This is a genomic window from Paraburkholderia sp. GAS199, from assembly GCF_050436585.1.
GTDB lineage: Bacteria > Pseudomonadota > Gammaproteobacteria > Burkholderiales > Burkholderiaceae > Paraburkholderia.
The window spans coordinates 366,961-386,467 of the sequence record NZ_JBNDMM010000001.1; the positions used below are offsets into that span (position 1 = coordinate 366,961).

General features: G+C 61.3%; 18 protein-coding genes. 10 read left to right on the plus strand and 8 right to left on the minus strand.

Annotated elements, in window-relative coordinates:
• Nucleotides 1-38: 38 nt before the first annotated feature.
• The 4 genes from P3T18_RS01555 to P3T18_RS01570 form a co-directional block, all read right to left on the minus strand.
• The gene (locus P3T18_RS01555) at nt 39-896 is read right to left on the minus strand and encodes a hypothetical protein (RefSeq protein WP_429298147.1); all 858 of its coding nucleotides are present in this window, start codon (nt 894-896) and stop codon (nt 39-41) included.
• Nucleotides 897-995: 99 nt separating this feature from the next.
• Complete coding sequence (locus P3T18_RS01560) at nt 996-1,367, minus strand: DUF1330 domain-containing protein (protein ID WP_429298148.1); 372 nt, start codon at nt 1,365-1,367, stop codon at nt 996-998.
• A gap of 50 nt (nt 1,368-1,417) precedes the next feature.
• Nucleotides 1,418-2,137: a helix-turn-helix transcriptional regulator gene (locus P3T18_RS01565; protein ID WP_429298149.1), complete on the minus strand. Its 720-nt coding sequence runs from the start codon at nt 2,135-2,137 to the stop codon at nt 1,418-1,420.
• Between the two features lie 183 nt (nt 2,138-2,320).
• Entirely contained in the window at nt 2,321-3,226 is a 906-nt protein-coding gene (locus tag P3T18_RS01570; protein ID WP_429298150.1) for a LysR family transcriptional regulator, read from the minus strand.
• Nucleotides 3,227-3,390: 164 nt separating this feature from the next.
• Here P3T18_RS01570 and P3T18_RS01575 point away from each other — a divergent pair, with 164 nt between their 5' ends.
• From P3T18_RS01575 to P3T18_RS01585, 3 genes are read left to right on the plus strand one after another with little or no spacing between them, the layout of a single operon-like run.
• Nucleotides 3,391-4,491, plus strand: a complete 1,101-nt coding sequence (locus P3T18_RS01575; RefSeq protein WP_429298151.1) for an alkene reductase — start codon at nt 3,391-3,393, stop codon at nt 4,489-4,491.
• A gap of 43 nt (nt 4,492-4,534) precedes the next feature.
• On the plus strand, nt 4,535-4,969 hold the full coding sequence (locus P3T18_RS01580) for a nuclear transport factor 2 family protein (RefSeq protein WP_429298152.1): 435 nt from the start codon (nt 4,535-4,537) through the stop codon (nt 4,967-4,969).
• Nucleotides 4,966-5,661 (plus strand): GNAT family N-acetyltransferase, encoded by a 696-nt coding sequence (locus P3T18_RS01585; protein WP_429298153.1) that lies wholly within the window; start codon nt 4,966-4,968, stop codon nt 5,659-5,661. The genes P3T18_RS01580 and P3T18_RS01585 overlap by 4 nt, the downstream gene beginning before the upstream one ends.
• Nucleotides 5,662-5,824: 163 nt before the next feature.
• Here the strand turns inward: P3T18_RS01585 and P3T18_RS01590 are convergent, their stop codons facing one another.
• The 4 genes from P3T18_RS01590 to P3T18_RS01605 form a co-directional block, all read right to left on the minus strand.
• A complete protein-coding gene (locus P3T18_RS01590) occupies nt 5,825-6,574 on the minus strand; it encodes an SDR family NAD(P)-dependent oxidoreductase (RefSeq protein ID WP_429298154.1) in 750 nt (249 codons plus the stop codon).
• A gap of 87 nt (nt 6,575-6,661) precedes the next feature.
• Nucleotides 6,662-7,408 carry an SDR family NAD(P)-dependent oxidoreductase gene (locus P3T18_RS01595; protein ID WP_429298155.1) on the minus strand — a complete coding sequence of 249 codons (747 nt, stop codon included), beginning with the start codon at nt 7,406-7,408 and terminating at the stop codon, nt 6,662-6,664.
• 128 nt (nt 7,409-7,536) lie between these two features.
• Nucleotides 7,537-8,883, minus strand: coding sequence for an LLM class flavin-dependent oxidoreductase (locus P3T18_RS01600; RefSeq protein WP_429298156.1), 1,347 nt, complete (start codon nt 8,881-8,883; stop codon nt 7,537-7,539).
• Nucleotides 8,884-8,939: 56 nt separating this feature from the next.
• Nucleotides 8,940-9,776, minus strand: a complete 837-nt coding sequence (locus P3T18_RS01605; protein ID WP_429298157.1) for an alpha/beta fold hydrolase — start codon at nt 9,774-9,776, stop codon at nt 8,940-8,942.
• Nucleotides 9,777-9,956: 180 nt separating this feature from the next.
• On the opposite strand from P3T18_RS01605, the gene P3T18_RS01610 reads away from it, so the two are divergent.
• From P3T18_RS01610 to P3T18_RS01640, 7 genes are all read left to right on the plus strand, one after another.
• Entirely contained in the window at nt 9,957-10,856 is a 900-nt protein-coding gene (locus P3T18_RS01610; protein WP_429298158.1) for a LysR substrate-binding domain-containing protein, read from the plus strand.
• A gap of 400 nt (nt 10,857-11,256) precedes the next feature.
• Nucleotides 11,257-13,716 carry an arylsulfatase gene (locus tag P3T18_RS01615; protein WP_429298159.1) on the plus strand — a complete coding sequence of 820 codons (2,460 nt, stop codon included), beginning with the start codon at nt 11,257-11,259 and terminating at the stop codon, nt 13,714-13,716.
• Nucleotides 13,717-13,774: 58 nt separating this feature from the next.
• Nucleotides 13,775-14,881: a formylglycine-generating enzyme family protein gene (locus P3T18_RS01620; RefSeq protein ID WP_429298160.1), complete on the plus strand. Its 1,107-nt coding sequence runs from the start codon at nt 13,775-13,777 to the stop codon at nt 14,879-14,881.
• A gap of 509 nt (nt 14,882-15,390) precedes the next feature.
• Nucleotides 15,391-15,978 carry a BPSL1445 family SYLF domain-containing lipoprotein gene (locus tag P3T18_RS01625; RefSeq protein ID WP_429298161.1) on the plus strand — a complete coding sequence of 196 codons (588 nt, stop codon included), beginning with the start codon at nt 15,391-15,393 and terminating at the stop codon, nt 15,976-15,978.
• Between the two features lie 134 nt (nt 15,979-16,112).
• Complete coding sequence (locus tag P3T18_RS01630; protein WP_429298162.1) at nt 16,113-17,339, plus strand: hypothetical protein; 1,227 nt, start codon at nt 16,113-16,115, stop codon at nt 17,337-17,339.
• 57 nt (nt 17,340-17,396) lie between these two features.
• Nucleotides 17,397-18,218 carry a MipA/OmpV family protein gene (locus P3T18_RS01635; RefSeq protein WP_429298163.1) on the plus strand — a complete coding sequence of 274 codons (822 nt, stop codon included), beginning with the start codon at nt 17,397-17,399 and terminating at the stop codon, nt 18,216-18,218.
• Nucleotides 18,219-18,453: 235 nt separating this feature from the next.
• Nucleotides 18,454-19,443: a formylglycine-generating enzyme family protein gene (locus tag P3T18_RS01640; protein ID WP_429298164.1), complete on the plus strand. Its 990-nt coding sequence runs from the start codon at nt 18,454-18,456 to the stop codon at nt 19,441-19,443.
• The last annotated feature ends 64 nt before the right edge of the window (nt 19,444-19,507 follow it).

Below are 19,507 nucleotides of genomic sequence, written 5' to 3' on the forward strand. Positions count from 1 at the left end.
GTTTGCGCAAAAAAACAGGCGGCCGACTGTCACGACAGTTATTCAGATTCAGACTCAGACTCATCCGTCTCCTTGAACGGCCCCGGCGACAGATTTAGCTTTTTCGTCAGTTTGTTGTCTGCGTATTTGCCGGGGTCGAGATGAGTTTTACCATTAGCCACACGCTGCTGGGCGACTGCCTGGTCCGCAACCGACCAGTTCATCGACCTGTTGCCCGTCTCACTCTGGATTCGGTTTCGTATGTGTTGAGGCGAGAACCGATCGGCGGGAAATGGCGCTTGATGCGACAGATTCGCCGGCGGCCGGAAGTGACCGGAATTATTGTTCCATGCCTCTACCCGGCCATTCTGAAGAACAACTTCGCCGGCATACGTCGGACGCCCATCCAGTGAATTCGCCAGATGCGGATGTCGAACGCCTTGTCCTTCCTTGCCGACAAATACGTTTTTTTTCTCGTCCGCAGCAAAATTGAATTTGCCAGTCATGCCATTCTGCGATCCCGGTTTCTTCCAGATCCCGCCGGCCTCGTCGTTCTGAACGATCCGCGTCGGCCTGTGATTCGTATCGAGCTCATGACCCATGACGTTGCCAAGCGTAACGGGCCGGCTTTTATCGCCCGAATGATGCAGTTGCGAACCGGCCGTCGCCTGTTGTCGCTGTGGCAAAACAGTCTGCGCAAACTTTTCGTTAAAGGCGTTAAGACGATCCTGATCGAGATGGCCAACGGGGGCTTGTGATTCCGCAGCCGGCTGTGAGTTCCGGCTTGGCAAACCTTCCAGAACGGCGGGCGCGCTGTTTCTGCGCTGAGGAGCCGGCGCGGACGTCGCTTTGTTCTCCGATGGCGCTGCGTCGGAGGGGACGCTGATCGAGGAAGCTCGGTTCGTGCGTAAGGACATGTCGGATCGGCTTGGTCGCTGGGCAGTGAATCGAGGGTAGCTTGTCCAGTTTGATCGTCGGTGGCGGGTTGCGAAGCGCAGTCCAACGGAACGAATGCGTTACATCAGACTGTCGATACGTTTCAGAGGTTGGAGCACGATATCGGCAATTGCTGCTACGCCAACTTTAAACGCAACCTGGTATTCGGGATCCTCAATCATATTTTTGAACGCGGATCGGCGCGGATACTGAACCAGAACAACGGCATCCCACTTTTGTTCTGGCTGCGCGGTAAGTGCCGCCAGACCATCGCCTCCGAATACGATCTTTGCACCAAATCGAGCCAGGATTGGCGTAGCCATTCGCAGGTAATCCAGGTATTTCTCCCGGCCGGAAGTGGGCTCGAACCGCAGAAGATTCAGCATGACAACGGGCGAATCATCGTTCTCGCTCAGGAACGCGTCGATTGCGGCAGGTGACAACGAAACCATTTACCTCTCCTTTTGACAGGGCACCCCTGAATGAGTGCATCCGTCAAATGCTAGCGCGGTGAGGTGTCAGAAACTGTCAGCATCGAACGCCAGTCACGATCCTGACGCCGCCACTGCATCAACAGCGACTGACGTCGTCCCGGGTAGCATTCCTCGGAAACCGTTGTGACGTGCAAACGATCGACGCGAAAGTGCCGGAACGCCGCTCTCTGCTCACACCAGGCCGCCAGAATGCGCACATCGTCGAAATAGACGATAGCGATCGGCCAGATGGTCCGATCTGAGAGCGAGCCGTGGGTGTCCTTATAGCGTATCGAGACCTTGCGTTGCCGACGAATGGCTTGTCGCAACAGCGCGACGTGCGATGGGTCTATCCGCTCGGACGCCGATGCCGCCGTTAAGACGGCGGTAGGTTCGTCGCTCTTCGATGAATCGTTGTTTCGTGCAGAAAGTATTTTCGCCAGAGCGCTCTCGCTGCTTTGCGCCAGGGCAGGATCGGCCCGCTGCCGCACCCAGTCCAATCCAAGGATCACCGCGTCCAGTTCGTCCGACGAGAAGGCGAATTCCGGAAGAAAGAACCCTTTTCGCAAACAGAAGCCAATACCCGCCTGTCCGTCGAGAGGGGCTCCGAGCGAACGCAGCGTTTCGATGTCACGGTACACGCTCCGTTGCGAGACACCCAGTTCGCTCGCCAGGTGTTGAGCCGTGACGGGCGTCTTGCGCGCGCGCAGCACGTTGATCAGTTCAAACAGGCGATTCGTTCTTGACATGTTGCGTATCTTCCCTTGCAAACCTTGTCGGCTAATCGACCGGACAAATATAACCATTGTCGGCGATGTGAAGGCTGCGGCCGCTTGACCATTCGTGGCCGACACCGCGCCGCCAAGCCATGCACGTAGCGCGTTTAATGCAAACCTGACAGCGGCGCCTTCGCCTGACTCTGGGCAACGGCCTCATCGCGCGTTCTTCAGCACGTCCTCGAACGCCGTCGCCATAAACTGCGCAAACGCTCTCGCGGATGGTTTCGCAGCACGGCCACCCGGAAGGATCACGTTGATGTCCGCAGAACCCATTTTCCATTGGGGCAGCACCTGGACCAGCGTGCCGCTGTCAAGCTCGCCACGAAATCCAAGATGGCCCGACGAGGCAATTCCGAGCCCGGCGACGGCCGATGCGATCACGGCATCGTTGCCATTGACCAACAGTTGGCCTTCGACGCGGATCGATAGGGTGCGACCGCTCTTCTCGAATGTCCACGCGTCCTGCGCCCGCGCCGCAAGGCCGACGATCAGCGCGTGCGATTCTAGGTCGGCAGGCTTGCGCGGCGTGCCTGCGCGCTTCAGATACGCCGGCGAAGCCGCCAGCACGCGCTGCATGACACCGATCTTCTTCGCCACCGCACCGGTCGAGTCGGCGAGCGGGCCGACCCGAACCGCCACGTCGATGGATTCAGTCACCAGATCCTGTCGCTCGTCGGTCAACACGAACTGAACGCGTAACCCGGGATGCGGAGCAGTGAACAGCGCGAGGCGAGGCAATACCGTGCGGGTCGCCATCGACGACGACATGCCCACGCGCAGCAGACCGCGCAGTTCTCCCGTCCCGCGCGCGGCATGGTCTGCTTCGTCGAGGTCCGCGAGGATCGCCTCGGCGCGTGCAAGGTATTCGGTGCCCGCTTCAGTCAAAGTCACCGCACGGGTGGTACGCGTCAGCAGTGAAACGCCCACCCGCGTCTCCAGCTCGTGGATGATCCGCGACACGCTCGGCTGTGAATATCCGGTTTCGCGCGCAACGGCCGAAAAGCTGCCGGCGCGGGCAACCCGCACGAATACTTCCAACGCGGAAAAACGATCATTCATTTGATGGGCGAATAAATCCTAGTCGAAGCGTATGACTACTGCGATAAAACGAATAATGCAACTATAAGCCTGTCACCGCAAACATGCGGCAAATGGAAATCAGCGAGGGCTGCGTGGTCTTGTGCCAACTGACGGCGCCGCGCTTTTGACAGGAGCCTATTGAAATGAACATCTCGACCACACAGCCTTTGCTGTCGCCATACCGACTCGGAACAATCGAACTGCCGAACCGCATCGTCATGGCGTCGATGACGCGTGGCCGCGCCAGAAACCGCGGCCTGACGCCGACCGATCTACACGTCGAGTACTATCGCCAACGAGCCTCGGCTGGCCTGATCATGAGCGAGGGCATCTGGATCAGCCGTCGCGCCGTGGGTTTCATCAACGTGCCGGGCCTGTTTAGCGACGAGCAGGTAGCGGGTTGGCGCGCCGTAACCGACGCGGTGCACGCCGAAGGCGGCCGGATCTACGCCCAGCTTGCCCATTCAGGCGCGGTATCGCACCCCGACTTCTTCAATGGCGAATTACCACTTGCGCCATCAGCGATCAATCCGCAACAGCGATCGTTCACACAGGATGGCTTCAAGGACACCGTCACGCCACGCGCGATGACCGTCGCCGAGATCCGCCAGACCATCGATGACTACGCGCAAGCCGCACGCAACGCGTTGGCGGCGGGCTTCGATGGTGTCGAACTGCACGCAGCGACCACCTATCTCTTGCCTGAGTTTCTCAACAGCGCGTCAAACGTGAGAACCGACGCCTATGGCGGCAGCGCCGAAAACCGGGCGCGCATCGTGCTCGAGATTCTCGATGCGCTGATCGCAGTCTGGGGCGCAGGACGCGTCGGCATCAAGATCGCGCCCACGGTGCGGATGGGTGGCTTTGGACCGACTGCCGAGACCGTCTCGACCTTTGACTATCTCGTGGCCCGGCTCGACGAACTCGCACTTTCGCATCTTCAGGTCGTAAATGCCGCGGGTGATCTGACCGGCACGCCCGTGGACGTTTTGCAGAACACGGTGGCCTATTACCGCAGCCGCTTCGACGGCACGTTGATCGCGAACCTGGGTTTCGACGAGGCATCGGGCAACGCCGTCATCGCATCCGGCGGCGCAGATCTCGTTTCGTTCGGTCAAGCATTCATCGGAAATCCGGACTTTGCGCGCCGCATCAAAGATGGGCTACCGCTCGCTCCGTCGAACCGGGATACCTGGTACCAGGGCGACGCGGGCGGGTATATCGACTATCCGGGCGCAGCGTGAGCGTCACGCATCTGCTTGCCCGCAACAGCATGGAGTGCACACAATGAACTCAGGCATTGAAACGAATCAACGGGTCGCACGCGTCAAGGAGTACTTTCGCAAAGGTGACGCAGGCGACGCGACCATCATCGAGATGTTCACGGACGACATCGAACTCTACTTCCCCAAATTCGGACTGCGCTCCGGCAAGCAAGCGGTTGCCCAATTCGTGCAAGGCCTGCAGGCGCAACTAGCGGGCCTGCAGCACTACCCCGACGAATACACCTATATCGTGGCCGGCGATGTCGTCGTGGCGGAAGGTTGGGAAAGCGGCGAGATGAAAGACGGCACGCGCTGGCCGGTACATGGTTCCACAGACGGGCGTTTCTGCAACGTGTTCCGGTTTCGAGGCGATCTGATTTCGCAGCTGCATATCTACGTCGATCCCGATTTTGCAGGCCGGGACGAACAACGCTTCTATTGGGGCAAGCAGGTATGAGTTCTCGCGAATGGACGAACCTCGATCGCCCGATCTGGGCAGCGCTGACATCGACCCATGCGCATCTTGGAACCGGTGACGAATTCGCACGACGCTATGCGCCTGATGTCGCGCCCTTCGCGGCAGTGGCGTCCGAAACAGCCGCAGCTTTCGAGGCGCTGGGCAGCCTGTTGCATAAGAATGAGATTGTCGGCCTGCTGTGCGATAGCGATGCCAGTAAGTTGGGCATCCCAAACACGAAAACCCTGGGTGTCATCCATCAAATGGTGGCAACGCAGGTTCCCGAAAAGGACAGCGACGACCCGGACATGTTGCGGCTCGGTGGCAAAGACGCCGTCGATATGCTTGCGCTGGCACAGCGCGCGAAACCCGGACCATTCGGAACGCGGACCCACGAAACGGGCAACTACATCGGCATGCGCGATGGCGACAACCTGGTCGCCATGGCTGGTGAGCGCATGCAATTCGATGGCTACATCGAGATCAGCTCCGTTTGCGTGGATGATGCATGGCGCGGCAAAGGGCTGGCCGCACGTCTCGTGCGAACCCTCAGCAGGCAAATTGCATTGCGCGGGGCGACGCCTTTTCTGCATGTGGACAGCGACAACGTGGACGCTATCGCACTGTATAAAAGACTCGGCTTCGTGCTGCGTCGCTCGTTCTTTGTCGTTCAGGCCGGCGCTGCCTGCTGAGCGTTCGGTGTTCGCAACGCATTAAGCAGCTCCGCCGTCGAAGCGCGTTAACAACGGCGACTGATCAGGGGCACCGCATTTGCGCCCCTGAATCGACCTTGCATTTTCCGCCTGCAGACGAGCGAACAACGTCATGCCACCACGCACCGCCTACACACAACTCTCAAGCAGCAGTCCGTCCTCCATTCACCCGCAGCACTTCTCCCGTCATAAAACTCGCCTTCCCCGACGCCACGAAAACAATCGCGTCCGCAATCTCTTCCGGCGTTCCCGCACGCTTCAGAGGCACGGTGGCGAGCATCGCCGCCTTGACCGATTCCGAACCCGTCAGGCGGTCGAGCATTTCTGTCTGGATGGGCCCAGGCGCGACCGCGTTGACGCGAATATTGAACGCGGCCGCCTCGAGCGCAGCGGATTTCGTGAGACCTTCGACGGCGTGCTTGCTGGCAACATAAAGCGCGTTCTTCGCCGCGCCGCGAATACCCATCGTCGACGATACATTGACGATGCTCCCGCCGCCCTGGGCTGTCATGACGCGGATCTCATGCTTGAGCGCCAGCCACGTGCCAAGAACATTCGTATCGAACACGGCAGCGTATTGATCGATGTGCTGTTCGACGATCGGTGCCGGCTCGCCTTCGTAACCGGCACTGTTCACTGCAATATCCAGGCGACCAAAACGGGCAATGACGCTGTCGACCAACGCTTGCATCTGGTCCTCGAAGCGCACGTCCGCCTGCACGAACTCCACTTCGGCACCAAACAAACGGAGTTCCTCTGCGAGTTTCCTGCCTTCGTCGAATCGACGGCCCGAAAGGACCAGCCGAGCTTTCTCTTTAGCGAAGGCAATCGCTGTGGCGCGACCGATTCCGGCAAGCGCTCCTGTCACAAGTACTACGGGCGAATCATTCATTTTCCAATACCTCAAATAACCAGTTAAAAAGATGCCAGTCATTCGAACCACGACACTGCGAATTCGCAGCGCGTGGCTCGTATCGCGTCACGCGCTATAACCACCGTCAACGGGAATAATCGCGCCGGTAATGAAGCTCGCCGCAGGACTCGCCACGAAGGCGACCACCGAAGCGATCTCTTCTGGCCGACCGAAGCGTCCGAGCGCAGTGGCGGCTGCCTGTGCCTCGGCAAACGGGCTGTCGTCGGGATTCATCTCCGTATTGGTTGAACCCGTGCCGATGACATTGACGGTAATGCCCTTCGGGCCGAGATCCCGCGCGACGCCTTTGCTATAGCCTTCAATGGCGCGCTTCGTTGCGCTGTAGTCAGCGAGACCGGGCCAGGTCGATCGCCAGGCGAGGGCCGACGAAATCGAAATGATCCGGCCGCCGCTCTCCATTACCCGCGAGGCTTCCCGAATCGCGGTGACCACGGCTTCGTAATTGATCTTTTGTTGTCTTTCGAAGCCCGAGGTATCCGTGGTCTCGGCTACCGTCCCCGTGACGAAAACGGCAGCGTTATTGACAAGAATATCGATCCCGCCCAATCGCTCGACGACTTCCGCAATCAATGCTTTGACCGCTGCTGCGTCCGCCTGGTCCGCCTTCAGCGCAATAGCCTTCCCACCCGATGCTTCGATCGCAGCGACGACCTCTTTGGCCGCGGCATCACTGGCGGAATAACTGAGCGCTACAGTGGCCCCTTCTGCCGCGAGCTGGATGGCGGTTGCGGCACCGATACCGCGTGAGCCACCGGTCACAAGAGCGATTTTTCCTTGAAGTGTGTTTGCCATGATTCTGTCCATTAAGTAAAAGATGTGTAGCGGGCATGTAGATCGCCCGATTGGTTTCCGTCACGTTGGAACTGCAAGTTGAAAACTTCGTCGTGCGGGAATTCGCGTTGCGTTATCGAAGAATGAAATCAGACGGTCGCGATGGGCTCGTTCGAAAAGAAACGGTTGGGAGGCCGCGAAAGCCCGAGATGCTCGCGCAAGGTGCGGCCTTCGTATTCGCGCCTGAACAATCCGCGCCGCTGAAGCTCGGGGACAAGCTTGTCGACCACTTCGTCGAGACCGCCTGGAATCCAGGGGAACATGCAATTGAAGCCATCAGAAGCCTGAGTCTCCAGCCACTCCTGCATTTCGTCGGCGATGGATGTCGCAGTACCGACGAAAGCGAAGCCCGAATAGCTGCCGGCCGCTCGCGCAAGCTCCCGGATCGTCAGGCCTTTCTCCCGGGCGAGATTGACCATGCGCTCGCGCTGCGAGCGACCGCTTTCAGTCTCCGGAATGTCCGGCAATGGTCCATCGGGATCGTGCCTGGAGACGTCGAATCCAAGCATCGCATTCAGGGAGCCGATGCCGCTGTCATAGTGGATGAGACTGTCGAGCATCGCGCGGCGCTCGACCGCCTCGTCCATGCTGTCGGCGACGACCACGAAAGCGCCAGGCAGGTATCGCAGCGTGTCGGGCGCGCGACCGAACGCAGCCATGCGCGAACGGATATCGGCGTTGAAGCTGCGTGCGGCCTCTATCGTCGGCGGCGCGCCGAAAATGACCTCGGCGGTTTGTGCCGCGAGATGACGGCCCGCCGGTGAAGCACCCGCCTGAACGATTACGGGCCAACCCTGCGGCGGCCGCGCGATGTTGAGCGGGCCGCGCACTTTCAGTGAGAGACCTGTGTGATCGATTGCGTGGATTCGTGCGGGATCGACGAACACCCCGCTTTCGGTGTCTCTGACGAAAGCATCGTCGGCGAAGCTGTCCCAGAGACCGGTGACGACATCGACGAACTCGCGTGCAAGCTCGTATCGATCGTCATGGTGCATCTGCGATTCATAGCCGAAGTTCAGCGCCGCATCCGGGTTCGCCGTCGTCACGACGTTCCACCCGGCCCGACCACCGCTGATGTGGTCCAGCGACGCGAATCGCCTCGCAACGTGGTAAGGGGCGTCGAAGGTTGTCGAGGCGGTTGCGACCAACCCGATGCGCTCGGTCACCGCCGACAACGCCGAGAGCAGCGTGAGCGGTTCGAACGACGTCACCGTGTGGCTTCTCATGAGCGCTGCGGTTGGCATGTTCAACAACGCCAGATGATCCGCCATGAAAAAAGCGTCGAACTTCGCCTCTTCCAGTCGCCGGATCGAACGGCGCATCTGATCGAGGCTGAAGTTCGCCTGCGGATCGGCGCCCGGATAACGCCACGCACCCGTGTGGATGGCCGCCGGGCGCATGAAAGCACCGAGGTGGAGTTGCCGAGGTTTAGCCATCTGTCGCTCCGTCGCGTCGGAGGCCGCTGGCCCGATTGAGGGGCCAGCGGCTCGTTTCAGGCGTCGAGGAAGGTCGTCGCATTGGCGACGAACGTATCCGGATACTGATAGATCGATCCGTGATTGGAGTCCGGATAAACGATCAGTTGCGCGTTCGGCAGATGCTGCTGGAGCGTGAACGAATGCTTCGTCGGAATGATGACGTCGTTGCTGCCCTGGACGACCAGCACGGGCTGCCGGATCGATTTCAGATACTCCAGCGCGTGATCGTTCGGCGCATGCCACTTGCCGATTGCCTCGCCCTGAGCGGCGATGGTCTGCGCGCTCACTTGCGGATCGCGATCCTGGCGGCGCAGCTTGCGTTCGAGGAAGGCGAGGCCGGCCTTCTGGCTGGCTTCCGACGGCGCGAAGTGAACAGACAGCCACAGATGTTCGGGCGGGTCGTAGCTGCCGGCGAAGATTGCCGCCGAGCGGCTTTCCGACATGTCCTCCGAGCGATGCCCCGTGCCGACGAGGATGATCTTGCGGACGAGATCGCCGCCCTGCAGCGCGATCTCCTGCGCCACGAAGCCTCCGATCGAAATGCCAAGCACGTCGACCTGGGTCAGACCCAGCGCGCGAATGAAAGCGATGGCATTGGCACCCATCTCCTGGAAGCTCGTCGGAGTGTCGCCGGACGAGCTGGAGACGCCGGCATTGTTGAAAAGGATCACTTCGCGATCCTTTGCGAGACCGTCGGTCACGGCCGGATCCCAGTGGTCCAGGGTGCCCGTGAAATGCTGATTGAAGACCAGCGGCACGCCGCCCTGCTTGCCGAACCGGCGGTAAGCGAAACGGATGCCGTTGGCTTCGACGAATTGAGTCGGCGCTGTATCGTGATTGATGCTGTTCATGGTTCAATCCTCTGTGCTCCGACGGGCAGAGCTGGAAGCTGACGGCCTGCCGGAATTGACGGTTTGTTGCTGCTATGGAGTCAATATAGAGGGCGGCTTTCGCCTGCACTAGCCATGAAACGAGGTTATGATCCATCCTCGATTTGCATAGATCGAAGCCAAGCCGCTTAGGGGAAGACCATGGACATGAACGCATTGCGGATCTTCTGCCGGGTTGCCCGGCTGCAAAGCTTTTCCGCCGCCGCGCGGGAGCTTTCAATCTCACAATCGCAGGCCTCGCGCGCTGTCGCCGACATCGAAGCCGAGCTGGGTACGCTGCTATTGGCGCGGACAACGCGCGCCGTGATTCCGACGGAGGCAGGCGCCGACTATCTGATTCGTGTCGAGGCCGTGCTCGACCAACTCGACGATGCCGGACAGAGCGTCCGACAGGACGAACTTCGCGGAACGCTGCGCGTCGGGATGCCGACGACCGCCGGCGTACGCGAGATCATTCCGCGGCTTCCCCGCTTTGCTGAACGCCATCCGTTGCTACGGATCGAGATTCTGCTCGACGATCGTCGCCAGGACCTTGTACGTGATGCCGTCGATGTCGCCATCCGCATCGGTACCCTGCCGGACTCCAATGCGACGGCGCGCCTGCTCACCAGCTACGCACGGCTGATCGTCGCCTCCCCCGACTATCTCGCCCGATGCGGCACCCCCATGTCACCAGACGCGCTCGTCGGTCACCGGATCGTCTATGGACCTGCGGCCACGGTCAGTACCGCCTGGATGTTCACGCACAAAGGGGTCACCACCACGATTCCGCTAGAACCCAACATATCGTTCAGCGACAACGAGGGCGCAGTTGCCGGTGCGAAGGCCGGCCTCGGTATTACATCGATAGGTTACTGGGCCTGCCGCCGCGAACTCGAGGAAGGATCGCTTGTGCAGATCCTCGCGGACTGGTCGATGCTCAGCACCAAGGTGCATGCCTACTTTCCCCTCGGACGCGCGACCCGGGCAGCGGCCCGCGCCTTCATCAATTTTTTGCTGGAGGAGTTTGGCGAAGGCGTCGAGGTGGCACGTGCGGGATGATGTCGCAACGTCTCAGTCATGCGAATGCCGCGTGTCGATATGCGAAGAGTTGAACCTTTCAAAGTGACGAATCGCGGCTCGCCGGCTTATTGCGGCACGGCCTGAAAATCGCGCCGCCAGCACTTATTACGAAAAGCAGCGTACTCGACCCTCGGCGCAAATTCACCCCGAGCAAGCCCGGCGGCGGCTGACGGGTAGACGGCCACTCAATGACTCGTCGCAGCAGCCGAAAGCCACTCCGCCGCTCACGCGAGCTTGCCCCAAAGGGAATCGTTTTTGCCCTTTCCACCTATAGCGCGCCGCGATTTTTTTCGCAAAACTTTTCACGTTGAAAACTCATCGGATCGACCGCTTGCAGTGCTGGGCCGCTCTTACGGTTGACACTCTCGAGGACGGGGAAATGGATCGAGCAATCCTGAAGTGGATGCACACAGCGGCATTACTGGCGCTCCTCGCCGCTCCCGCCGTGGAAGCGCAGCAGAAGCCGTCGACCACACCCGGCGTGATCCTGCCAGACAGGCGTCCCGGCGACTTCAAAGGGAAGATCGGCGAAACCTACAAGGATTCGACCGCTGCATTTCCCCGGAATCGCGCCGCCCCGGCCGGAGCGCCCAATGTCATTCTCATTCTGCTCGACGACGTAGGGTTCGGCGCGAGTTCGACTTTCGGCGGCCCGATACCTACGCCTACGCTCGACCGCCTTGCGAAAGGCGGTTTGCGCTACACCCAGTGGAATACCACGTCGCTCTGCTCGCCTACCCGAGCGGCTCTCCTTACCGGCCATAACCACCATGAAGAAGGTTTTGGCGTGGTGGCCGAAATGTCGACGGGCTTCCCCGGTTACGACGCAATCCTGCCGGACACCTCGGTCACGATCGGCGAAATTCTGAAGGACAACGGCTACAACACCGCCTGGTTCGGCAAGAACCACAACACGCCCGATTCCGAAACAAGCATGACGGGTCCATTCAGCCAGTGGCCAACGGGAATGGGCTTCGAATATTTCTACGGATTCAATGGCGGCGACACCAACCAGTGGTCGCCCGCGCTCATCGAAAACACCAAACCGGTCGAGAAGCCGGCGGGCGTCAAGAATTATCATTTGATGACCGATCTGACGGACCACGCGATCACATGGATTCGTAACCAGAAGTCGATTGCACCCAACAAGCCCTTCTTCGTCTACTTCGCGCCGGGCGCGACTCACGCGCCGCATCATGCGCCCGAGGAATGGATCGCCAAATTCAAAGGACAATTCGATCAGGGTTGGAACAAGGTCAGCGAAGAGACGTTCAATCGCATGAAGCAGGCGGGCATCATCCCGGCCAACTCGAAATACAATCCGATTCCGGGCGAAGTGGGCGAATGGGACAAGCTGAGTCCCGACCAGAAGAAGGTCTACGCCCGCATGATGGAAGTCTATGCGGCCTATCTGGCCTACGCCGATGAGGAGATCGGGCGCATGCTGTCCGCGGTGGACGATCTGGGTATCGCCGACAACACGCTCGTCATCTACGCCGTTGGTGACAACGGCGCCAGCGCGGAAGGCGGCTTTACCGGAACCCTGAACGAAATCGCGGCGGATCTGAACAGCTATCGCCCGGACTCCGTGCCTTATGCAATCAAACACCTCGACGAAATCGGCGGCCCCACGACCTACAATCACTTCCCGGTAGGTTGGGCGCTTGCCACTAACTCGCCTTTCAAATATGCCAAGCGTCAGGCGTCGCACTTCGGCGGGACGCGCAACGGACTGGTGATTTACTGGCCAAAAGATATCAAGGACGGCGGCGACATCCGGACGCAATTCCACTATGTCAGCGACATCGTCCCCACCATTCTCGAAGCCGCCCATATCCCGCAGCCGAAGATCGTGAATGGCGTCACACAGATACCCATGTCGGGTATCAGCATGATGTACACGTTCGATCAGGCCAATGCCAACGCGCCGAGTCGACGTCATGTGCAGTACTTCGAAATGGGCGGCGCGCGTGCCATTTACAAGGATGGCTGGCTTGCCGCCACGACGCACGGTATCAAGCCGTGGTCCGATGAGCGCAGCGGCGTGTCCTTCGACCAGGACACGTGGGAGTTATACGACCTCAGAAGCGACTTCACCGAACACGACGATCTGTCGGCGCAAAACCCGCAAAAGCTGAAAGAGCTTCAGGCCGCATTCATGACGGAGGCGAAAAAGTACAACGTTCTGCCGCTCGATGACCGCGCTGTCGAACGTTTCAGCACCGCGCTGACAGGACGGCCCGCCGGCGCCTTGCAAGGCGTCAACAAGATTACGTTTTATCCCGGGATGGTGCGGCTTCCCGAGGGCAGCGCGCCGGACATGAAAAACCGCTCGTACACCATCACCGCCAACGTCGAGACCGACGGCAACGCCAACGGTATATTGATCACGCAAGGCGGTCTCTTCTCCGGTTGGGCGCTGCGTGTCGTCGACGGCGTGCCCCAGTTCGTCTACAACTGGATGAAGGAAGAGTTCACCACGATCAAGTCGAGCGAAAAACTGCCTTCAGGCAAGGCCGAAATCCGCTTCGAGTTCGCCTATGACGGCGGCGGCGTCGGCAAAGGCGGCACCGGAACTTTATACGTCAACGGCAAGAAGGTAGCCGAAGGCCATATTCATCAGACCGTGCGCAATCGCTTCTCGTTCGATGAAACGATGGACGTCGGCGAAGACACGGGCACACCGGTCCTGATGGATTACATGGACAAGATGCCGTTTGCCTTCACCGGCAAGCTCGAAAAGATCACCATCGATCTTCCGCCAGTTCCCCAAAACATGCAGGGAGAGGTGAACAAAGCCAGGAATGAGGCCGCCCAGGCGGCCTATCTTGCGGACTAGCTTGAAGAACGTGAGCGCCTACCGACGCATCGCGGCGCGGCACGGTTGAGGATCGGCGATGGAAAGGAAAGCACTGATTGCCGCGATTGCAGCGGCGATGATTGCAGCAACCGCGGGCGGTGTTGCGGCTTACAGTCGACACGCAGCATCACCCGCGCCGCTCTCTCTCGGCGACGGTGTCAACGGGCCCAGAGATATGGTGTGGATTCCCGCCGCTGACTTTCTGATGGGCAACGATAGCCGCATGTCGTTGCCCAACGAGCGGCCCGCGCACAAGGTACATCTAAGCGGCTTCTGGATCGACCGCCATGATGTGACCAATGCGGAGTTCCGTCGCTTTGTCGCGGCCACCGGCTATGTGACGACAGCCGAGCAGAAGCCACGCTGGGAAGACCTCAAAGTTCAGCTGCCGCCGGGAACGCCGAAACCCGCCGACGACGCGCTCGTGCCGGGCGCCATGGTGTTTGTCGGCACGGAGCAGCCAGTCTCGCTGAATGACTATTCGCAGTGGTGGCGCTACGTGCCGGGCGCGAACTGGAAGCATCCTGGCGGGCCGCAGAGCACCATCGACGGAAAAGACAATTATCCGGTCGTGCAGGTTTCGTATGCCGACGCTCAAGCCTACGCGAAGTGGATTGGCAAGCGCCTTCCTACGGAAGCCGAATGGGAGTATGCCGCCCGCGGCGGCCTCGAGCAGAAAGACTATGCATGGGGTGACGTGAAGAACCCCGGTGGCCGGCAAATGGCGAACATCTGGGATAACCAGCCTCGCGAATTTCCGGTCGTGGACTCCAAAATCCCGATTGGCACCAGCCCTGTCGGACAGTATCCGCCGAACGGCTATGGCTTGTACGACATGGCCGGCAACGTCTGGCAATGGACGTCAGACCGGTATCGCGCCGACTATTTCGCGCGAGAGGCGTCGCTGGAACATACTGTCACCGACCCGCAGGGGCCGTCCGACAGCTACGATCCTGCCGAGCCCGGCGTGCCGGTCGATGCACCCAAGCGGGTGACACGGGGCGGCTCATTCCTGTGCAGCGACGTCTACTGCAGCAGCTATCGCACGAGCGCCCGTCGTGGCACGGATCCGATGAACAGCATGTCGCACATCGGATTTCGTTTGGCGATGTCGAACGATGGATGGTCAAGCTCGTCGAGATAGAGCGCCCTTGAGCACGCCTGGGGCACTCGACAGGTAGGCCGCTTCCGGGAAATAGCCTACGTCCCGTCGTGGCCGAAAGCCCCATTCGCATAGAGCGTCGTAAGCGAACGTCCACGGCTAGAAACCGTCGGCATCGGAGAACACTCGGCGAACGTGTTCTAAAGAACCGCAACGCCACACACAACTCCCGCGATCCCATTGCAATCCATCTCGCACCCATCCATCCTGCCGAAATTCAGCCTTCTTGCGCCATGTCCCGCGCTTCGTTGAAGAAGTTAAAGCCACCATAACCCCGACCGCTCCCCAAGGCCGCCGGGATACCTGTTAGGGCAAACGAAAACGAACTGCACGCTCAGTGCAATCAACCATCACCAGATAAGCCCCCAATTGCCCCAAATCCCTATATCGTCGCCGCCAACCATCGAGAAGAATCCACACTACGCATTCAACCAAGCTCGCCGCTCTCACCTGGCGCGTCCGTCACCCAGAAACCTCACCGGAGAAGCCTGATGCAACGTCGCAAATTTCTTTCGCTGGTCGCAGTACCGATGGGCGCCGGTGCGCTGGCCTTAGCCGGTTGCACGACGTCGTCCGGATCGCACGACTCGGCCGCGACCGACATGTCCAAGCGCCAGTCGATCGACGCCAGCGTCGACGGCACCATGTCGAAGCTCTATTCGAGCGTCAACGGCTCGCGCGAGCTGGTGTCGAAAGCGCGCGGGGTGCTGGTGTTTCCGTCGGTGCTGCAGGTTGGGTTCATCGTCGGCGGTCAGTATGGTGAAGGCTCGCTCAAGGTCGGCGGCAGCACGGCGGGCTACTACAGCACCGTTTCCGGTTCGTTCGGTTTGCAGGCCGGCGCGCAGTCGAAAGCCATTATTTTTCTCTTCATGACGCAGGACGCGCTCGACAGCTTCCGCAATTCGGACGGCTGGTCGGCCGGCGGCGACGCCTCGGTCGCGCTGGTGAAGGTCGGCGCCAACGGCGCGATCGACACCACCACGGCCACCGCGCCCGTCGAAGTGTTCGTGCTGACCAACGCCGGCCTGATGGCCGACGTGTCGCTGGCGGGCACCAAGGTGTCGCGGCTCAAGATCTGATTCCGTCGACCGCGATGTCCGGCCCGCGCCAGCCGCGCGCGGCCGGACGCGCCCTCGTTGCGCGCACTCCCGGTTGATAGCCGACAGAGACGCATCGCGCGCAACGCGGGTCCACCGACGAGGAGCCATCGTCCATGTCCGCCGACGAAGAACCGCGCGCCGATGCTGCCGATGCGGCCGATGCAGCAGCCGACCCGTCCGGGATCGATCTGCCGCTGGTGCGCGACGACCTCGGTTTCCGTCTGCAACGCCGCCTCGGTCTGATTCCACGCGGCGGACTGGGCGTCCTGCGTCGCGCACTCGTCTTCGCGGCGATCTGCTGGCTGCCGATCGTCGTCTGGGCCATGGCTACCGGCCGCGCCTCGGATTTCCGCCGCGGCGACTCGCTGCTCGCGCACTTCGGCGTGCACACGCGCTGCCTGATCGCGATCCCCATGTTCGTCATCGCGGAAGGCGTGGCGCAGAAAATGGTGCCGCCCCTACTGCGCTATTTCGTCGAATCGGGGCTGGTGTCCGACGACACGATGCCGCGCTTCCGGGCACTCCTCGCGAGCGTGGCGCGCCTGAAGAATCACACCTTGCCGTGGGTACTGATCGGCGGCGGCGTGCTGGCGTGGACCACGGCGGGCGCATTCGTGCATCAGATGGAAGACATGGAGTGGCCCAATATGCCCGGCGACACGGCCGGCACGATCACGTTCGGCGGCTGGTGGTTCATTCTGGTGGTCCGTCCGCTGTTCTCCGCGCTGCTGCTCGCGTGGTTGTGGCGCGCGTGCATCGTCCTGGTGCTGTTCTACAAGCTGTCGCGCTTTCCGCTGGCCTTTGCGCCCGTCCATCCGGACCGCGTCGCGGGTGTGGGATTCGTCGAGCGTCTTGCGCTGATTTTCAGCCCGGTGGCCTTCGCGCTCTCCACGGTCGCCGCCTCGTCCTTTGCGCACGAAGTGATGTTTCACAGCGTGAATGTCGCCGACATCAAGGGCGAATTGATCGCCACGGCGCTATTGGTGACAGTGATCTTTCTCATCCCTTTCACGCCGCTGATACCGACGCTCGGCAAGGTCAAGCGCGAGGCGCTGTTCGTCTATGGCAGCCTGGTCGGCCATCATGGACGGCTCGTGCATCGCCGCTGGATTCTGAAGGAAGACGTCGGCAATCCGGACATTCTCGACGCGCCCGAACTGGGACCCGTGGCCGACGTGCAGACCGTTTTCCAGGCTGTCCGAAGCATGCGGACGGTGCCGGTCGGCAAACTCGGCTTGATCGCCATCGCGGCGCCCGCGGCACTGCCCATGCTGGTGGTCGCGGCCATGCAGTTGCCTTTGCAGGATATCGTCGCGCACGTGCTCAAGACGCTGGTGTGAGGTTCGCGCCGCGCGCTCATCTATAAAAAACAGGTGTACCAGCCGGCAAGAGGGTTCATGAATCAACGCAGCAAGCGCTTCGTTCACTACGCCCTTTTCTTTGCGCTGACCGCTCTCGCGACTCATCGCGCGACGGCCGGGCCGGTCGATCTGCCGGATTCGCTGCCGAACTTCGTCGGCGCCGGCGTCGGGACGACGACGCAATATGCCGGCGGCAACGAGCGGATCATCGGCGCGCTGCCCGGATTGCGCTACACCACGGGTTCCGGCCATCTGCTCGAATGGTACGGACCCTACGCGCAGTTCAATCTCGGCACGGGCACCGGCTTTCAATGGGGACCGGCAGTCTCGCTGCGTCTGGGCCGTCACGACGTGGACGACCCCGTCGTTTCGCAGATCCACACCGTGCCGACTACTGTCGAAGGCGGCGGCTTCATCGGCTACGAGTACCTCCATGGCGGGTCCATCCCTTACCGTCTGCGTGGCGAACTGACGGTGACCACGAACGCCGGCGCGGTCTTTACAGGCTCACGCGTCTCCCTGAACGGCAGCGCGTGGCTGCCGCTCTCTCACCGGTTCTTCACGGGCGTGGGACTCGGCGCGACGTGGGCCAGCGGCGGCTTCAACACCACCTATTTCGGCGTGACCGCCGACGACGCTTCGCGCAGCGGCTTGCCGGCATACAGCCCGTCGTCGGGCGTCGAACAGGTCACCAGCTGGCTCGCCTGCATCTATCAGATCGACAAAAGCTGGTACGCGGGCGCGCTCGTCTATTACCAGCGGCTGAACGGCCCGGCGGCCGACAGCCCGATCGTCGTCCAGCGCGGGACGAGAAACCAGCTGACGTTCGGCGCAGGCGTGGCCTACGCGTTTCGCTAAGCGCTGTCGTTGCCGCACGACGTTGGGCGTCTGCAAGAAACCATGTCCGTCTCATGACATTGCCCTAACGGGCAACGCCCGTTGCCCTTTTCCCGGATAGCCAAGCCGCGCCGCCCCTCCGATACTGAAGTGCGTTACGTTGCCAGGCTTGCGCCGATCGCGCACTCACGCCCGCCTACCCGGCGCGCTCTGGCTGTCCCGCTCTGCCGCATCCAGCCGAGGTTCCGACTTGAACATGGCCCATCCCGCATGCGAAGCAACCCACGACGCCGGTGACACCGCCTCTTCGAACGCACCGGCCGGCATGGTCCGCATTCCCGCCGGCACCTTTCTGATGGGTTCGAATCACCACTATCCCGAGGAAGCGCCTGCGCACAAGGTGCGCGTCGGCGGCTTCTGGATGGACCGGCATACCGTGACGAACGCCGAATTCAGGCGTTTCGTCGACGCGACCGGCCATGCCACGACAGCCGAGCGCCCGGCCAATCCGGAAGACTATCCGGGCGCGCTGCCCGACATGCTGGCGCCGTCGTCGGTCGTGTTCGTGAAGCCGGCCGCCCGCGTGGACCTGCGCAACCATTACAACTGGTGGACTTATGTGCGCGGCGCCGACTGGCGCCATCCGCGCGGCCCCGCCAGTTCGATCGACGGGCTCGACGACCATCCGGTGGTCCACGTCACCTTCGAAGACGCTGAAGCGTACGCGCGCTGGGCAGGCAAGAGCCTGCCGACCGAAGCCGAATGGGAATTTGCCGCGCGCGGCGGCCTCGAGGACGCCGAGTTCGTGTGGGGCGCCGAATTCACTCCCGGCGGCCAGCATATGGCCAACACCTGGCAAGGCGAATTTCCGTGGGACAACCAGCTGACGGACGGCTTCGAATGGACGGCGCCGGTCGGCTCGTTCGCGCCGAACGGCTACGGGCTCTACGACATGGCCGGCAACGTGTGGGAACTCACGGGCGACTGGTATCAAGACCACGGCAAGATCGTGAAGGCGTGCTGCACGCTCGATAACCCGCGCGGCGGATCGCGCGAGGCGAGCGCCGATCCGCGCACGCCGCAACTTCCCACGGCACGCAAGGTGATGAAAGGCGGTTCCTTCCTGTGCGCGCCGAACTACTGCCGGCGCTACCGGCCCGCGGCCCGCATGGCCCAGCCGCTCGACACGTCCACCTGTCACGTCGGGTTTCGCTGCGTGCTGCGTGACGAGGCCGCCACGAATTGAGTCTGGCAGCAACGACGACCTCTCGCTGACCGTCGACGACGGCGCCGCAGGAGTTCCGCTACCG